Raw genomic sequence first — 13,893 nt, 5'->3', positions numbered from 1 at the left:
GTTGACGTTTCGCGCTAGGGAGGCTGAGAAAGAAGAGCAAAACCGCAGAATTAAGGTTCCTACGCCGACAACCCTGCGAGTTTGCAATGTCCCGATTGATGTGATGCTCAGTAACGAGCTTTGGTCGACGCTGGAAAAAATTCTGCTTCAACAAGCCATTTACCATAAGCCTGATCTGCGAGTGACGGTTGAGGGGATGCTCTACCGAATGCGCGTGGGCTGTCCCTCGCGAGCCTTGCTAAGAACCTTTGGAGACTGGAACTCAGTCTACAAGAATCGCTCGCTATTGACCGACTCCTGCCTGTCACGGAAGGCAGGTGGTGACCCGAACCGGCCGCTCACGACAGGCAACCAACGGCCAAAAGCAGCCTCTGACGACGATTCCGTGATGAGCTTTATGTCTAGATATGTGGAATGACAATCATGGGATCACCGTTGGTTTCATTGGCGCATCCGAATATCCGCTGGCACTGGCCACGGCTATACTTAATGGGTGGACTCACTCACATTCTGCGGGTCGTAGTGTTCATGGTGTTTCTGGTCCATCGGAGCCTGTAACTCCCACATTTTAGGGTGAGCCGGAGAACTTCCAGTAGATACGGATCCTGTCTGGTGCAGACACTGACCGTTGGTAACATCCGGTCTGCCGCATCGGAGTACAAAATGACTCAGTCAGTGGAGTTCTTCCTATCGATCGTCATCGCGAAAATCATCAAGGCGGGCTTTGCGTTTGGTGGCAGCTATCGCCAAGGCGAATTATTTAAGGGCTCGAAAGTAAAGGGTTATTACAACGCCAGAACCGGGTCATGGGAGCTGCAGGCAGGTGTCCGGTCGTATGACTATGCAACTTTCCTGATGATCGAAAAAGCCGTGAATTGTTTACGCGAAACCAAGGGCTGGGAAATCGGTATAGGACCAACCGTTGTTGTGGTTGACGAAGGGGCGCTAAGAATCTGTCCCGCTCGACGCTGAAGGACGATACCTGCGCGTTCACATTCGTCCAACAAGGATTAATGGCCGGGGTCAGCATCGAAGGAACGAAGATTTCCCTGATAAAACACGGAAAACCGGCCGTTTGGGTTGCGTGCCTTGAATTGAACGTTTAGATATGAAATTAAAAACAAGCTAGGGTTACAGAGTCTAACAATCTACATCAGAGGTTTTGCCATGAGTACCCTGACGATCGAAGGCTGGTGCAAAATTAGCGACGACCAAAAGTCCACCCCGGTGGGGGACGTCCATTTTAACATCGAAGGCCCTGTCCATTTGCGTCTGGAGCAGGCCGAAGAACGCCTGCAGAATGGCCATGAGTCAGAAGTCATGGTCGATGTCGATATGAAGTCAATGGACTTGATCATGCCTGAGGGATACGGCCCCCTATCCGATTGCCAATTACGCGTCTATTTGAGCGACGACCAACGCGGCCAGTTCCATTTGGTCGGGCATCGGACCAGTGATGGCAGCTTGATCTACACCAATGTGGTTTTGATTGCTCAGTTAAGTTAGCCGCCACTCAGTCCAGGCGCACGGACACCGCCCGTACACGGAAAAGTGCTCAGGGAATGGTCAATTCCTAGTGTGGTGACTATAGTTACTTCCAGTAATTCAGCCCCTTCTTTGTGAGCAGGAAAAAATGCAAGCAGATAACGAATCGCTGCCAGATTCCGAAATGCTCTTCGATGATGCGGATCGTGGATTGCTGCTCACCGCAGAAGACGGTCAGATTAAACGGGTTAACCTCACCTTCTGTCACTGGATCGGTTACAGCCGAGAGGAACTACTCGGTCGTCAGATTCAGAGCCTTATGAGGCTCACGGGGAGAAGCTTCTATCAGAACTGGGTATCCCTAATGCAAATTCAGGAGGAGGTCGCTGATGTGAAATTCGACCTCGTTCATCATAATGGCTGTGCAACCCCGATGATTTTCAGCGCAATCAGGTGTGAGCACTCCACCGGTATTTTTCACGAGTTGTCATTGTTCAGGGCCGAAGAGCGACATCGATACGAACGTGACCTACTCAATGCGCGGATGGTCGCCGAAAGGCATCTGGCAAAACACCTCAAGGCTCAACGCGCTCAGAATGCTGCCCAGGACAAATTGCGTGTTACCTACGCTGCGGCAGAAGACAGGGCCCTTTTCGCCGAACAGATGATTGGTATCGTCAGCCACGATCTGCGAAACCCGCTGTCGGCGATAATAATGGCAACGGATATGCTGGGCCGCGGGGAGCTTGATGCCAAACAGAGGCAAGTACTCGGTCATATCACTCACTCGGCGCAGAGGGCACAGCGTTTGGTCGCAGACCTTCTTGACTTCACTTTGACTCAAGTTGGACGAGGTATCGCGGTTTCCCCCAAGCCGGTCGACCTGCACGAACTTGTGGCGGGATGCTTGGACGAGTTAAGACGGACCTTCCCCGGACATGAGCTGTCCCACTTGCGTGTTGGACACTGCGAGTTCACCGCGGACAGTGACCGACTTTATCAGCTTATAGGCAACCTCGTTGCCAATGCAATCTCCTACGGCTCTGCGGATGGTGGGGTAACCGTCTCGTCGCTCTGTGAGGACCACGCAGTAAGTATTGTCGTGCACAACGTTGGCACGCCAATACGCCCGGCGCTGCTCGACAACCTGTTCGAGCCGATGATTCGCGGCAGTCATGACAATGCTGAGCTGCACAGTCTCGGGCTTGGTCTATTCATTGTTCGAGAGATCGCAAGAGCGCATCACGGTGATGTGACAGTGACGTCTTCGATCGGAAGCGGAACGACGCTCACTGCCACGTTTCCTCGATCCGCCAATTAGCTTGATACAGAAACGTGGATTGTTTCGGTCGGCAGAGCGCTGAGGAGGGGGATTAAGCGTGCGTGACCTTTGTGTGACTTTCTCACGCACCTATAGCGGACCCATTCCATATAGCTACCGAGGCCAGCGCACGTCGTACACACTGGCACAACGGTCTCTTTTGGGGCCAGGCTCTGTGGAAACGCAGCCATCGTTTTGAAGTCTGCGTTGCTACGTAAAATCTGCAAGCGTTTGGTTAATCAGCTAGATCTGCAATTTGCATAGGAACGCGATTTTCGTTCCAGGTCTGACCGTCAAACCTGTTTTAAACGTTTTCACAAAGCCTCGACCCAGCCTCGTCGATGATGACGGGCTGAGAGCGGCCAAAAGAGGAAGATCCCCAGCGGCGACGTTGGTCGTCGTCGATGCCGAAGCTTGAATGGCAATGACGTTACGATGCTTCTGAGAAGAAGCATGTTCTGATCTTCCCATTACGCGCCCGACATGGCCACGGCCAATCTCTTTCCGCCCCCGATATGACTTTTCAGGAAAATTCGCAGATGTGCCAACTATTCTGACACCGGGGGGGGGTAGAAAAACTTGTAGAGCGGGCTGGCTGGACTTTCGACGCATTTGTAGTTCGGGCTTACTATGTAATTACTGCAGCCAAAATATCTGCTGTTGAGACCCGGGATGCGCAGAAATTACAGGACGAAGCCGTCGCAGCCGCGGTAGCTTATCTTTCCAAAGCGCAAGTTGCTGGCTCGCCCTACTACAGTTACACCAACCAGTTATTCGCAGAGGTGGTAGTAGGCATCGCTGAATATTTCAGAGAGAGTAAGGCGCGGTTCCAGCCGGCTACTGTGAACAAATTCGACCGCCTTTATAGCCGCTGGCATTGAGAGCTTCCACTTCAGCGTGGGGCGGGGTTGACATTCACTTGGTTAGCACGCGATCTTGATGTCTTAAAAAGTGACAAGCTCCTTGTTCCGAAACGGGATGTGTCCGGAAGACTGCGGCAGAGTCACACCGCGATAATATTTGAAGGGCAGGTGAGTGCCGGCAATATCGAGATAATCGGAGGAGGTCCTAACTCCTTTCAACCATTATCGGATGACGACACTTTTCTTTCCTCTGTCGTAGAACCTGAGTATCAACTATCGCAGATGCCATCGCTCGGCCGAATTTTGGGTCCTGACGATGATCCGAACCTGGGTAGGTTTGGCGGGCAGTCAAGTCTCGACGGATTTCATCTGACTGCGACATTTGAACCGACGGAACCCCGTGATTGGGTCACGATCATACTTACGTTGGAAGCCGAACGGTCGGCGATGATCGGGATCGGCGATTTTGCGTGGTTCCTACTTCATCCAACATTCTCGCCGTCGGCAATCTAAGTCACGTTTCGAGGAAATCGTGCTCAGCTGCGTCTACAAGCATGGGGTGGATTCACGGTGGGCGTTTGGTTGCCTAAGACCGGGGTCGAATTAGAATGCAACCTCGCAGTGATCGAGTCTGCGCCTGAGATTATAAAAACGCGTTGAACTGAATTGAAAAACGACATGCTGTGCGAGAGGACGTCCTTCAGATCGGCATACGGACCGTGCTTTTTGAGCCGTGCTGGACCTAACTCTTATTTTTCCGTCAGTTTTACGCTGTGCAGTGGATCTGCAAAGAGCCAATTCTTGTTAATTCACATCAATGGCCGCATCTGATTCTCTGTACGGTGATTTTCAAAGGGCGTTGCACCGTCACGCAGTGATCTCGCCGTCAAGCTTGCATATGCGCCCATCCAGCGTACGAAGGTAGTCCCACAAACCATCCAGTAGACGACGAAAGCGTGCCGTCAAACCGTTATCCGCATCTTCTAGCCAGTATGGTATTGCGCGACGCAGCATCAGCAATTCCTTCGGTGCAACGAGACCGCACTCGGCGACAAGCCCACGGATCTGATTGGCTTTGGCCGTCCGCTGTTCGATTAAGCCGGCCCGGATGATATCCTGTTGCTCGATCGTTTTGATGGCGACGAGGCGACGCGGGATTTTTCCTGACGGTGGTGTATGAGTTGCTGAAGAAGGATGCCGGGGCGCAGTTGCGGGGTTCTACTAGGACGTGAGTGGAGTTTGGTCTGCTAGAAGCTCGGTTAGGTGCAAGGTTTAGATGCTTTCGTGGTGCTCCGCAGCTCCTACGACTGCCTCCCTCTTTATGTGCAAAGGAATGGATCGAGCTGTATGGGACTGCAACTGAACTCTGAGCAAACTGCGGCGCTCGACACCGGCATAGGCAAGCGTACGGCGAAGTTATCTACCTTACGGCGTGCGATGAAGTTCATGGGCGACTGTTACCATGTGGAACGGCAAGTATTTTCCTTATTATCGAGGGGAAGCAGTACCTTTTTCATATTTTTGGTGGGCAATTTAACGGTTCTGCCTGCGGCGCTGATTTGCAGATTGTTGGCATTACGCAGCGCTTTCCAGAACGCTGGAAAGATGGAGGAGCAGGCGTCGCAGTTGGTTTCAAAGGGGTTGCTGTAGTGGATGCCGTCAACGATCACGTCGAAGTCTGCGCCTGAAGTATCTTTGGATGAGTACTCTTGGCCTGCAATGCTCGCGTAAGCTCTGACGTCGCCTTCGTCCTCATCTTCACCAGGACAGGTGATGTTCAGCGTATTGCCATTGCCGTCATCGACCGAGCTCTCTGTATTACCTTGAGCCCAGCCCGATGTCCATTCGTAAGTTCCAGCCCATGCGGTATTGATTGTCATCCCGCCAAGGACTAAGGCCAATAAAAATTTCTTGTTCATGCAGACGTTTCCTTCTGGCTAGTAGGTGGAGTTGTGGTGGTTGGAAAGGAGGGCTGGAAAATCAACCTATTGAGCTGATTTTCCAGCGGTCATGGACGGGGATCCCTTACGGTCAAGAGAAACTCATCTTCCTCTTCAGTTCTGCACCGATCAAAGCTATATCGAGATCTTTGCCTGGGTTTTTTTCGCAGAAGTCAGTCAGTACAGCGATATATCTAGCACCCAATGCTTTTGTCAATGCGGCCGCAGTCGTTGCTGCAATAACACCGCCAACGACAGTTCCTACTCCCGGAATCATTTTCAGGAGTCCGGTTACTAGCACTCTCCCCACCACGGTTACTGCACCTGAACCAACAGCGGACATTACCAACGTTGTCAAAGCGCTGGTGCTGACATCCATACCGAACGTGACGCCAACTTTTGCCAGCATTCCTACCTGAATCGGAACCAGCAAAATGGCATCGGAGAACGGAATCGGCGAGGCAGCGGCTACTGCTGCAAGCGTGCTAGCGGCCAAAACTTCTTTTCCGGCCTGTTCAATCTTGATTTTCATCGACGATTGATGCCGCGAGTTAAGGGCGTTAGCAAATGCGCGCTTTTTTGCTTCAGGTATTAGCCCCGCTGTCTCGGTAATCAAAGCGTTGATGTTTTTTTCTTTAAATTTATAAAGTTCACCGTCGTCATCCTCAAACTCCCCAGCGAGTGCTCTTACCTGTACGAAAGCAGTCGCAGCGTTCAGGTCTTTCTTGACCTTGGTGATAAAATCATTTTCCTTGCCAAACATGCTCTGGGTAATCACCACAATGACCGGTATCGACAGTTTTTTGAGCATATTGCACAACTCTATTTCAGCATCTTCGACTCGATTGCTACTTTCCTGAATACACAGCCATGCCGCATGAATATGCTTGTTTTCGTCACCGCTGATGGAGCGTTTTTTGATGAAAAACTCAAGGTCGGCGGAGATTTTTTGGTAGTCCTTAAGCTCCATGCCTTTGCTATCGATGATGGTTAGCGGATGGCCTTCCTTCGTGATTTCTTCAATTTGTTGCGTCACCGGTTTACCAGAGCCAGTTTTTGCAAGCTCGCCACGGAATACGCAGTTGATCAGCGTGCTTTTTCCAACGCCGGTTTTTCCTGCAACGATGATGTTGATGTTTCCTACGCCCTCTATGACGTTAAGAATCGCTTCCTCGAGAGCGTCCGTTATTGTTGCAGTATCGCTGCGCATGGTTTGCAAGCCTTTTCGATTAGATATCGATGAACTGTGGCGAAGGTGCTCTCTTATGCCCAGTAAAGTCCCTGAACTTTCCGGCAGCACCTGATTTTTAAGCGAGTAAAGTCGCTAGGTTATAACTTTTGATCTATTGCCTTGGATGTCGGCACATTGGTTGAATTCTTTACTGTATATTAAAAAACTAGAAAGAATACGTGAAGTTTCCATGGTCAGTTTCAACTGAAACTTCTTTCACAGTACATCCATATACCGATATTGTTCGCCGCTCACCAAACACTAAGTCTGCTGGCAGGCTTGGGCCCATACCCATGCAACTTCCTCGATTTATCTTAAGGCCTTTAATTGTTACTTTGTCAGTAATGGCTTGTAAGTAAACGTCAGGGAGGCCCATGCTCTGGCCAAGAGATACTTCAATGGGTGAGGTTTCGCTCCGGCCACACGCAGAAATCAGCGCGAACGCGGCGAGCAATGAGGCGTTGGTTAGAAGTTTCATTCGAGATCCTTAAGGGAGATAATAATAGTTTAGATGGCTGTATCGAAAACTACATTTAGTTTGCTGGCGTCAGACAAACAACGTAAGTGCCCAACCGGCTATCCACACGATAAAGTACGCCAAGTTTTTGATTCAGCATCTTGGCGCGTTGGTACAGATAGACCGGTACGATAAATGCCCAGCTCTTGAAGCGGCTGGTGTCGTGCCCAGTTTGCTTCAGGCGCATTTCATCGAATAGAGACAATGAGATGTTCAGGATCAGGCTGACGTACCAGTAACGGTTGTCTGCCAAGGCGTGATTCAATTGCGCCCCACTGTTACCCATCAAGCTGGCGACAAACGCCTCCAGCAGATAACCGATGATAGGTGCGAAAGCCAGCAGCCAGGCGAGGGTGTTGCTGACACCAGCTCCTGTTAGTGGCGGTGGTGAGAGCACTGCCAGGTGGTGTCCTAGTTCCATCTTTTCGATCCGTACCCAGCCTGGCATTCCGTTCCTCCAGACCAAGCCGCCATAGATCAGCTTGCCGTTCTGAATGAGCGCAGATGATCTGCTGCGTATCCATCCCTCTTTTACGTTCGCCTTTTTCTTCGTAAAACCATTGGTAACTGCCTTTCATTTCCAGCATGAAAAATTCCTTTTTTTTACTGCGGGTATAAATGAATGACAAGCAACCTTTAAGGGTGATTTTCAACCTTTTGAGTTCTTCATGTCAATGAGGCGATGCCCAACCATCTAGGTCGAGATGGGGGGCGTTGTGAAAGAGACTGATCAGAAGTATTTGGCGGGTGTGGTGGGCCGTGCGATTGCCAAGCAACGCATTCGCAGTGGCTTGACGCAGGAGGAAGTGGCCGAGCGTCTGGGAATCGGCAACGAAGCCGTTTCCCGCATTGAGCGCGGTATCGTGATTCCCAACATTGGGCGCTTGCTGGAGTTCGCAGGAATTTTTGACTGCGAAGCGGCAGAACTGTTGACCGAGGCGAGTTCGCGTCCGGACGACCAGGCCAACCGGATCAGTCGGTTATTAATCCCTCTGAATCATGATGATCGACAGCTGATCCTCGATCTGGTTGAGCGCCTGGCCGAACGCCTAGGAAAGGCATGATTGGGCTGTGGTGCTTTCAGGTATTGGCGTTCTGATCGAACTTGGCCCCACAGCGTAAGCAGAGATAGTCATAGTGGCTGAACTGATATTTCTGCACGTCCCTGGCAAAGGCCGTCATGGCGGTGTAGCCAGATGTCGCGCTGGAAACGCTCTCGCCGATCAGGTCAAGCAACTGCATGAGCAGGCTTTCATGTTTGATTTCCGAGTCGACTCCAGAGTCCTGGATGTGTGCCTGGCGAACGCCGAGCAGAAAGCTATCTATGGTTCCGATGAGCAGGACGGCCGCGTTGGCGGCCTCCTTGGACAGTACAGCCTTGGACTCGCAGATCAGGCAGCATAGGGGCATGGTGGAGCTCCGTGAAAGGGTTAACCACTGAGATAACGCATTGCACGAGGGAGGCGTGAGCCTCCCTTTATGCTGTGAACTCTTCAGGCCACCAGTTGCAGGGCGGAGTTGAGCGCTCGTTGTTTGATAGCGGCACCTTGGCCGAACCAGGCGGTGTCCATGCGGTATTCGTTGCTGCGGGCGCGGCGCTCGTGGTCGACATACTCGGTGACCGCGTTGAGCAAGCCCCAAGCCGTACCATTGGCCGCTTCCAGTTCCGCCCCTCGACCATGACCGTCATACATACTCAGCACCTTGGTTAAGGCTCGTTCATTCGAGGTGCCGGTCCGCTCTGGGTTACCCGTTTGGGTCTCACACAGCACGCTCAGTAGATAGTCCTTTGCTTCATGGGCTTTCACTGGACGTGCGGCGAGTGTGCGCATGCGGTACATGAAGTCGTCCCACTGGGAAACGGTGATGCCCAACTGCTGTTTAACGGCTTGTGGGTTGAAACGGGTGCTGTGCGGGACCTTGATCGCCTGGCTGGCGCCATTGACCGCAATCGTCAGGGTGTTGTTGCAGATCACGCGAATGGTGGTCGGTGTTGCCGTGGTAGCCAACGTACCGTCACAGGAAGTTGCCAGCAGCAAATAGCCATTCACCACGTCATTGCCTTTGAGGGCGGTCGACTGTCCGGTCCGCGCCAGCGCCCAGAGTTTGCGCCCGCCCTTCAGCACGCCGGCGGTTTCCAGCTCATAACCCGAACGCTCGGTCAGGTCCCGGTAAAACTCTAGGACCTCACGCGGCTGGACCACCTGGTAGCGTTGCGAGACGACTGACAGGGCTTCCTTATTATCCGAACGGTAGAGCACCTTCTGTTCGGGAAACGAATGGATGGTGCAGAGATGGTCGACGGAATCAGCCATGAAGCGCACAGGTGACTCCTGGATCTGCCAGTTCATGCCGGCTTCTTGTTGCCAGACTTCCAGTGGTTGTTTGGGCGAGAGCTGATTGCCCAGGCCATGCCAGGGCGTTGTACCGACGTAAGCCATTTGTTCAACGAGGTGTGCCATGGAGAGCTTCCTTTTCATTTGCGCACGGCGAAGCCGCTGAGTGCTCAGCAGGGATCAGTCGGCGTGCGGGGTGTTGACAGTGAGGGGGTTAGCGATGGATCAGATGGGCAGTGGCAGTGGCAGTGGCAGCGTCAAGCGGGAGATGAGCAGTTCAAGCGGAATGACGGTCGCTAAACGACAGTCCGCAGTCGAGACAAGTGTAATTGTCCAAAACCCGCTCATCGATGACTTCGCCGAGTTTGGCGCCCGCGATGCAGCCGGTCGCCGCACCGGCTAATCCGCCGATGAGGGCGCCGACTTTCCTGGCTAAATCCTTGGTGATGACAGCGGTGGAGTGACAGCGTGGGCATTGAGTGGTCATGTACAGGTTTCCTGCCGAGAGAGTTGGGATGTGAAGTCATTGCACGGGCATAGAGCCCATCAAGCAGGTCGCGTATGCGACCTACCTGAGTGGTGAGCTACTGAGTCTGGGATTGTGATGATTAATGCGGATAGGTACAGGTTCGTAATGTATGACGGAGTTTTTTTTGAGTGCGATTAGTTGACGCCGAATTTCATAGCGTGATAAGGGGTGGGAACAGGCGCTTCGATTAGGACGGTTGCATTAATTGTTCGTCTCAGCGGAGATCGAAATTGGCGCGTGAGGGTTACTAACTTCAAAGTTTGTGAGTGTTTCCAGGTACTCGCCAAGTAGATTCCAAGCGGTGGCCATCTCGGTGGCATAGCTGTGCCGCTGATAGATTCGTTTCATTTTGTTATCTTCAGTCCCGGAACTTCACCGTAATGCGCCGTTATAGAGTCGACGATAGAATAGTAGTGACACATCCACCGCTTTAGGTCCGAATGCCTGACGGTTAGCAGTTTGAGATCGACGGGAGTACCTCCCCCGGTGTCAGGCGCCTGCGGATCGACTGTTTGCTCGGACTTTCGACCGAACAATCGGTCGCGCAACAACTTGATCTGTTCTTTCAGATCGACGATCTGGCCCTTGTCTACTTGACGCTCACCGAGCATTTGCACAAGCATTTGCTTGAGCAGAACCGGATCATCAGGAAGGCTATCAGGCATCAAATTGTCGGGTAGCCCCAGATCATTACTGATCCGGGGCCCCCTTAGAACCGTACGTGCGAGTTTCCCCGCATACGGCTCAAGCTTACGAAAGCCAGTCTATTACTGGCCGGTCACGCGGAAGGTGGTTTTTGCAAACCGCTATGCTTAAGTGGCTCCTTGAATCCCTGCTTGTGGCACTGTAAGTGGCAGTCGGGATGGAGCAGTACACGGTTATTTAGTTTATCCGGGCCGCCATCCACCCGCCTGACAACGTGGTGATCGTGCCAGCCGGTATCCTTGCTGATGGCATGCCCGCATAAAGCACATTTACCCTGTTGCCGCCTGAAAAGACTCAGTACCTGCCGCCGATACCGGAGCTTATGTAGCATCCGTTGAACCCTTAATGCTTCCCACTTGAACTCCTGTTCTGCATCGTACGGCTGATACGCACCCGGCAAGCGCTTGTGACGAACGATTACGGTATCCGCCAGCATGTATAGCTGGCGAAACTTCACTGTCCCGTCGATCCCCTTTACTGGGTATACAAATGCCCGGTGAATTCCGGAACAGTAATATCGTCGTTTAAGCCAACCAACAGACTTCCTCGGATGCCGACGCTTTGCCCACCTCAAGATCCGCCAGAAGATAAGGTTGTCCAGCTTGTTAAAGGTGGCTTTCGCCACAACCGGGGAGTGATATTGCGCCCACCCTCGCAGCACTGGGTTCAGTCGCCCCATCAGTGCGCCCTGAGTAAGGGTTCCGCTGTTTTTTATAATATCTCGCACTTTCCGATAGAACGTTGAAACATTCTTCTTAGCAGGCTTGATAAACAGCTTTGTCTTTCTGTGCGGCGACTTCGGGACGTACTTCCTAAAATTCCACCCAAGAAAATCAAAGCCTTGATGGATGTGTGCGATGCGCGTTTTTTCTTGCGATAATGCAACCCCTCGTACAGACAGAAATTGCTCTATCCAAGGCTTGATTTCGTTTTCAAGCAACTCTTTCGAGTTTGCCAAAACCACAAAGTCATCTGCATAGCGCACAACCTGAACCTTGGTTTTCTTCGCTTCTATGGTGCCAAAGCGTTTTTTCAAGTGATCTTTCAGCAAAAGCTCCAAACCATTCAAGGTGGCGTTTGCCAGACAGGGAGAGATGATACCGCCCTGTGGCGTGCCTGCCTCCGTAGCAACAAATTGCCCCCGGTCAACAACCCCGGTTTTCAGCCATTTGCGCAGTATCGTCTTATCCATTGGGATATTTTGACAAAGCCAATCATGGCTGATGTTATCGAAAAAACCTTTGATGTCCCCTTCCAGAATCCAGACAGGGGCTACTTGGGCGGCCAGCAAATGAAACAGCTCTACCATTGCGTCGGCCGTCGAGCGATCCGGTCGGAAGCCGTAGCTTCGGGGGTCGCTCTGGCTCTCTACAACAGGTTCAATTGCCAGCAGATGAAGCGCTTGCATGGCCCGATCCAACATCGTGGGAATTCCGAGTGGGCGTTTCTCCTGTTTACCAGGTTTCGGTATCCATACCCGCCTCAACGGTTTAGAACAGTAACCCCGCTTGATCGATAGACACATCACCCCTCGAAGTTTGGCTTGGGGCGTCTCCCACGTTTCGCCATCGACCCCCGGCGTCCTGCGACCCCGGTTCTCCGTGACTCGCCGCACAGCTAAGCATCGCCCATGAAACGAGTGAGTCAGCATGCGTTGCAGGCGCTTCACCTTTCGCCAGTCGGCCTTCCTTGTTGCCTGCGCAATTTTCAACTGTGTTTTCCGAACAGAGGTTTGAATTCTGGCCCAATCGAGACCGTACCAATTCATAGCCCCATCCGAGGACGCAGACGTAACCGAAGTCGGTGGTTGCGTATTCATACAGTCCTGCTCGAAATTAGAAACTGTTTGCACAGGATCTCTTAGCGTGTACCCGTGCCAACTTCATAGTTCGACGGAATCAACAGTTGTATTTGCGCTCGTAAACCAGATGCACGTCAGCCAGGGTTGCCCCTGCCGGTAATGTTGAAACCGGTATGCCATCCGTTACAGACGGCCCTTTGCTTTTTGCATCCTCCTATTCCCCACACTCATCAACGTCCCTTGCGGAAAGTCTGCCTTGCCGATGTGGCTGGTAAGGCAAGTGGTCGGGATTGCCACGTTCCCTGAATCGCATCAATTCCCCGTTTAGGCTTCGTCTATCCCCCGGCAGCGCTTCTAGTACCGCATCCCATTACATGACAGGAATGGCTGGCTGCAATGCCATTTTGGCTGGGGCCGATAATTGCCGTAGGCCCGTCAATCCTTACGAGGGTTCTGTCGACGATTCACATATGTTAGCCATGCGGGTTGGGTCACTAGTCCCCGTACTACCGTGCAATTCGGTTGTGCTGCGCATCCCGTTACCGGGTTGCACTCTCTTGCGGGAGGGACATTGTTGATCGGGCTTCACACCCCAAGATTGGCTCCTGACGCATGCCGATCTAGTGAACTGACGGATACACGTCAGGCTCGTTACTCCAGAAAGCGGAGTTGAGCAATGAGATCCAGAGCTTACGACTCGTGTTTGACTGCTAACCTATTGAAGTTAAACAGTTGAACACGCGATCTCGTGTCGCACCATGCCGCGGATTATAACCTTTAGGCGACAAATCTTGGAGTCAAAACCTGATGGGGGCGGTTACGCCACAGATCAAAACCGTCGAGTAACCAGTTCAATTCCTGGACGCTAAACACGATGGCCTCGTCAGTGATGTCGGGTGATGTTTTGAAACTTTCGGACTCCAGGCGCTTGAGCCAAAGGCAAAAACCGTTGCGCTCCCAGTAGAGTATTTTCACTCGATTACGGGGGCGATTCAGAAAGACGAAGAGTACAGGGTCGAACACGGCGACTTTGATATCCAGTTCGACCAGAGCGGCCAGGCCGTCGATTGACTTTCGAAAGTCCACCGGCTTTGGGTAGAGGTACACTTTTTCAACTTTGGCGTCGGGTCGCATCATGACGGTGCTGGCTCCAGAGAGAGATCGG

Annotated in this window: 12 protein-coding genes and 4 pseudogenes; 6 read left to right on the top strand and 10 right to left on the bottom strand. The window is 52.3% G+C overall.

Annotated features, from left to right (window positions below; translation table 11 throughout):
* Window positions 1-103: 103 nt before the first annotated feature.
* From ACVBEG_RS14685 to ACVBEG_RS14665, 5 genes and pseudogenes are all read left to right on the top strand, one after another.
* Window positions 104-274: pseudogene (locus tag ACVBEG_RS14685) on the top strand (transposase); the annotation flags it as partial.
* Between the two features lie 419 nt (window positions 275-693).
* A pseudogene (locus tag ACVBEG_RS14680) lies at window positions 694-1,106 on the top strand (lipid-binding SYLF domain-containing protein); the annotation flags it as partial.
* A gap of 61 nt (window positions 1,107-1,167) precedes the next feature.
* Window positions 1,168-1,506, top strand: a complete 339-nt coding sequence (locus ACVBEG_RS14675; protein ID WP_322178697.1) for a hypothetical protein — start codon at window positions 1,168-1,170, stop codon at window positions 1,504-1,506.
* A gap of 127 nt (window positions 1,507-1,633) precedes the next feature.
* Window positions 1,634-2,806 carry a sensor histidine kinase gene (locus ACVBEG_RS14670; RefSeq protein WP_322178698.1) on the top strand — a complete coding sequence of 391 codons (1,173 nt, stop codon included), beginning with the start codon at window positions 1,634-1,636 and terminating at the stop codon, window positions 2,804-2,806.
* A gap of 1,388 nt (window positions 2,807-4,194) precedes the next feature.
* Window positions 4,195-4,329, top strand: a pseudogene (locus tag ACVBEG_RS14665) (pYEATS domain-containing protein); the annotation flags it as partial.
* A gap of 207 nt (window positions 4,330-4,536) precedes the next feature.
* On the opposite strand, the gene ACVBEG_RS14660 reads toward ACVBEG_RS14665, so the two are convergent.
* From ACVBEG_RS14660 to ACVBEG_RS14645, 4 genes are all read right to left on the bottom strand, one after another.
* A complete protein-coding gene (locus ACVBEG_RS14660) occupies window positions 4,537-4,683 on the bottom strand; it encodes a hypothetical protein (RefSeq protein ID WP_322218159.1) in 147 nt (48 codons plus the stop codon).
* 443 nt (window positions 4,684-5,126) lie between these two features.
* Window positions 5,127-5,588: a hypothetical protein gene (locus ACVBEG_RS14655; protein ID WP_322178700.1), complete on the bottom strand. Its 462-nt coding sequence runs from the start codon at window positions 5,586-5,588 to the stop codon at window positions 5,127-5,129.
* A 112-nt stretch (window positions 5,589-5,700) separates the two neighbouring features.
* Complete coding sequence (locus ACVBEG_RS14650) at window positions 5,701-6,819, bottom strand: GTPase (RefSeq protein WP_322178701.1); 1,119 nt, start codon at window positions 6,817-6,819, stop codon at window positions 5,701-5,703.
* Between the two features lie 554 nt (window positions 6,820-7,373).
* Window positions 7,374-7,778 carry a DUF4339 domain-containing protein gene (locus ACVBEG_RS14645; RefSeq protein WP_322178702.1) on the bottom strand — a complete coding sequence of 135 codons (405 nt, stop codon included), beginning with the start codon at window positions 7,776-7,778 and terminating at the stop codon, window positions 7,374-7,376.
* Between the two features lie 295 nt (window positions 7,779-8,073).
* On the opposite strand from ACVBEG_RS14645, the gene ACVBEG_RS14640 reads away from it, so the two are divergent.
* Entirely contained in the window at window positions 8,074-8,421 is a 348-nt protein-coding gene (locus ACVBEG_RS14640; RefSeq protein ID WP_322178703.1) for a helix-turn-helix domain-containing protein, read from the top strand.
* Window positions 8,422-8,437: 16 nt separating this feature from the next.
* Here ACVBEG_RS14640 and ACVBEG_RS14635 read toward each other — a convergent pair whose 3' ends face one another.
* From ACVBEG_RS14635 to tnpB, 6 genes and pseudogenes are all read right to left on the bottom strand, one after another.
* Entirely contained in the window at window positions 8,438-8,767 is a 330-nt protein-coding gene (locus ACVBEG_RS14635) for a hypothetical protein (protein ID WP_322178704.1), read from the bottom strand.
* Between the two features lie 83 nt (window positions 8,768-8,850).
* On the bottom strand, window positions 8,851-9,819 hold the full coding sequence (locus ACVBEG_RS14630) for a DUF932 domain-containing protein (RefSeq protein ID WP_447107941.1): 969 nt from the start codon (window positions 9,817-9,819) through the stop codon (window positions 8,851-8,853).
* 151 nt (window positions 9,820-9,970) lie between these two features.
* Complete coding sequence (locus ACVBEG_RS14625; protein ID WP_322178706.1) at window positions 9,971-10,180, bottom strand: hypothetical protein; 210 nt, start codon at window positions 10,178-10,180, stop codon at window positions 9,971-9,973.
* 533 nt (window positions 10,181-10,713) lie between these two features.
* Window positions 10,714-10,887 (bottom strand): annotated as a pseudogene (locus ACVBEG_RS14620) (transposase domain-containing protein); the annotation flags it as partial.
* A gap of 113 nt (window positions 10,888-11,000) precedes the next feature.
* Window positions 11,001-12,746, bottom strand: coding sequence for a group II intron reverse transcriptase/maturase (gene ltrA, locus ACVBEG_RS14615; RefSeq protein WP_322178707.1), 1,746 nt, complete (start codon window positions 12,744-12,746; stop codon window positions 11,001-11,003).
* 759 nt (window positions 12,747-13,505) lie between these two features.
* Entirely contained in the window at window positions 13,506-13,865 is a 360-nt protein-coding gene (tnpB, locus tag ACVBEG_RS14610; protein WP_322178708.1) for an IS66 family insertion sequence element accessory protein TnpB, read from the bottom strand.
* Window positions 13,866-13,893: the final 28 nt, after the last annotated feature.

The organism is Pseudomonas sp. GG8 (assembly GCF_052976945.1).
The sequence above is the reverse complement of the archived record's forward strand: the minus strand, read 5'-3'. Positions and strand labels throughout refer to the sequence as shown.

Bases quoted from the DNA above. Each gene is read 5' to 3' on its own strand.
- ACVBEG_RS14675 (WP_322178697.1), top strand. From the start codon at position 1,168: ATGAGTACCCTGACGATCGAAGGCTGGTGCAAAATTAGCGACGACCAA.
- ACVBEG_RS14670 (WP_322178698.1), top strand. From the start codon at position 1,634: ATGCAAGCAGATAACGAATCGCTGCCAGATTCCGAAATGCTCTTCGAT.
- ACVBEG_RS14660 (WP_322218159.1), bottom strand. From the start codon at position 4,683: ATGCTGCGTCGCGCAATACCATACTGGCTAGAAGATGCGGATAACGGT.
- ACVBEG_RS14655 (WP_322178700.1), bottom strand. From the start codon at position 5,588: ATGAACAAGAAATTTTTATTGGCCTTAGTCCTTGGCGGGATGACAATC.
- ACVBEG_RS14650 (WP_322178701.1), bottom strand. From the start codon at position 6,819: ATGCGCAGCGATACTGCAACAATAACGGACGCTCTCGAGGAAGCGATT.
- ACVBEG_RS14645 (WP_322178702.1), bottom strand. From the start codon at position 7,778: ATGGAACTAGGACACCACCTGGCAGTGCTCTCACCACCGCCACTAACA.
- ACVBEG_RS14635 (WP_322178704.1), bottom strand. From the start codon at position 8,767: ATGCCCCTATGCTGCCTGATCTGCGAGTCCAAGGCTGTACTGTCCAAG.
- ACVBEG_RS14630 (WP_447107941.1), bottom strand. From the start codon at position 9,819: ATGGCACACCTCGTTGAACAAATGGCTTACGTCGGTACAACGCCCTGG.
- ACVBEG_RS14625 (WP_322178706.1), bottom strand. From the start codon at position 10,180: ATGACCACTCAATGCCCACGCTGTCACTCCACCGCTGTCATCACCAAG.
- ltrA (WP_322178707.1), bottom strand. From the start codon at position 12,746: ATGAATACGCAACCACCGACTTCGGTTACGTCTGCGTCCTCGGATGGG.
- tnpB (WP_322178708.1), bottom strand. From the start codon at position 13,865: ATGATGCGACCCGACGCCAAAGTTGAAAAAGTGTACCTCTACCCAAAG.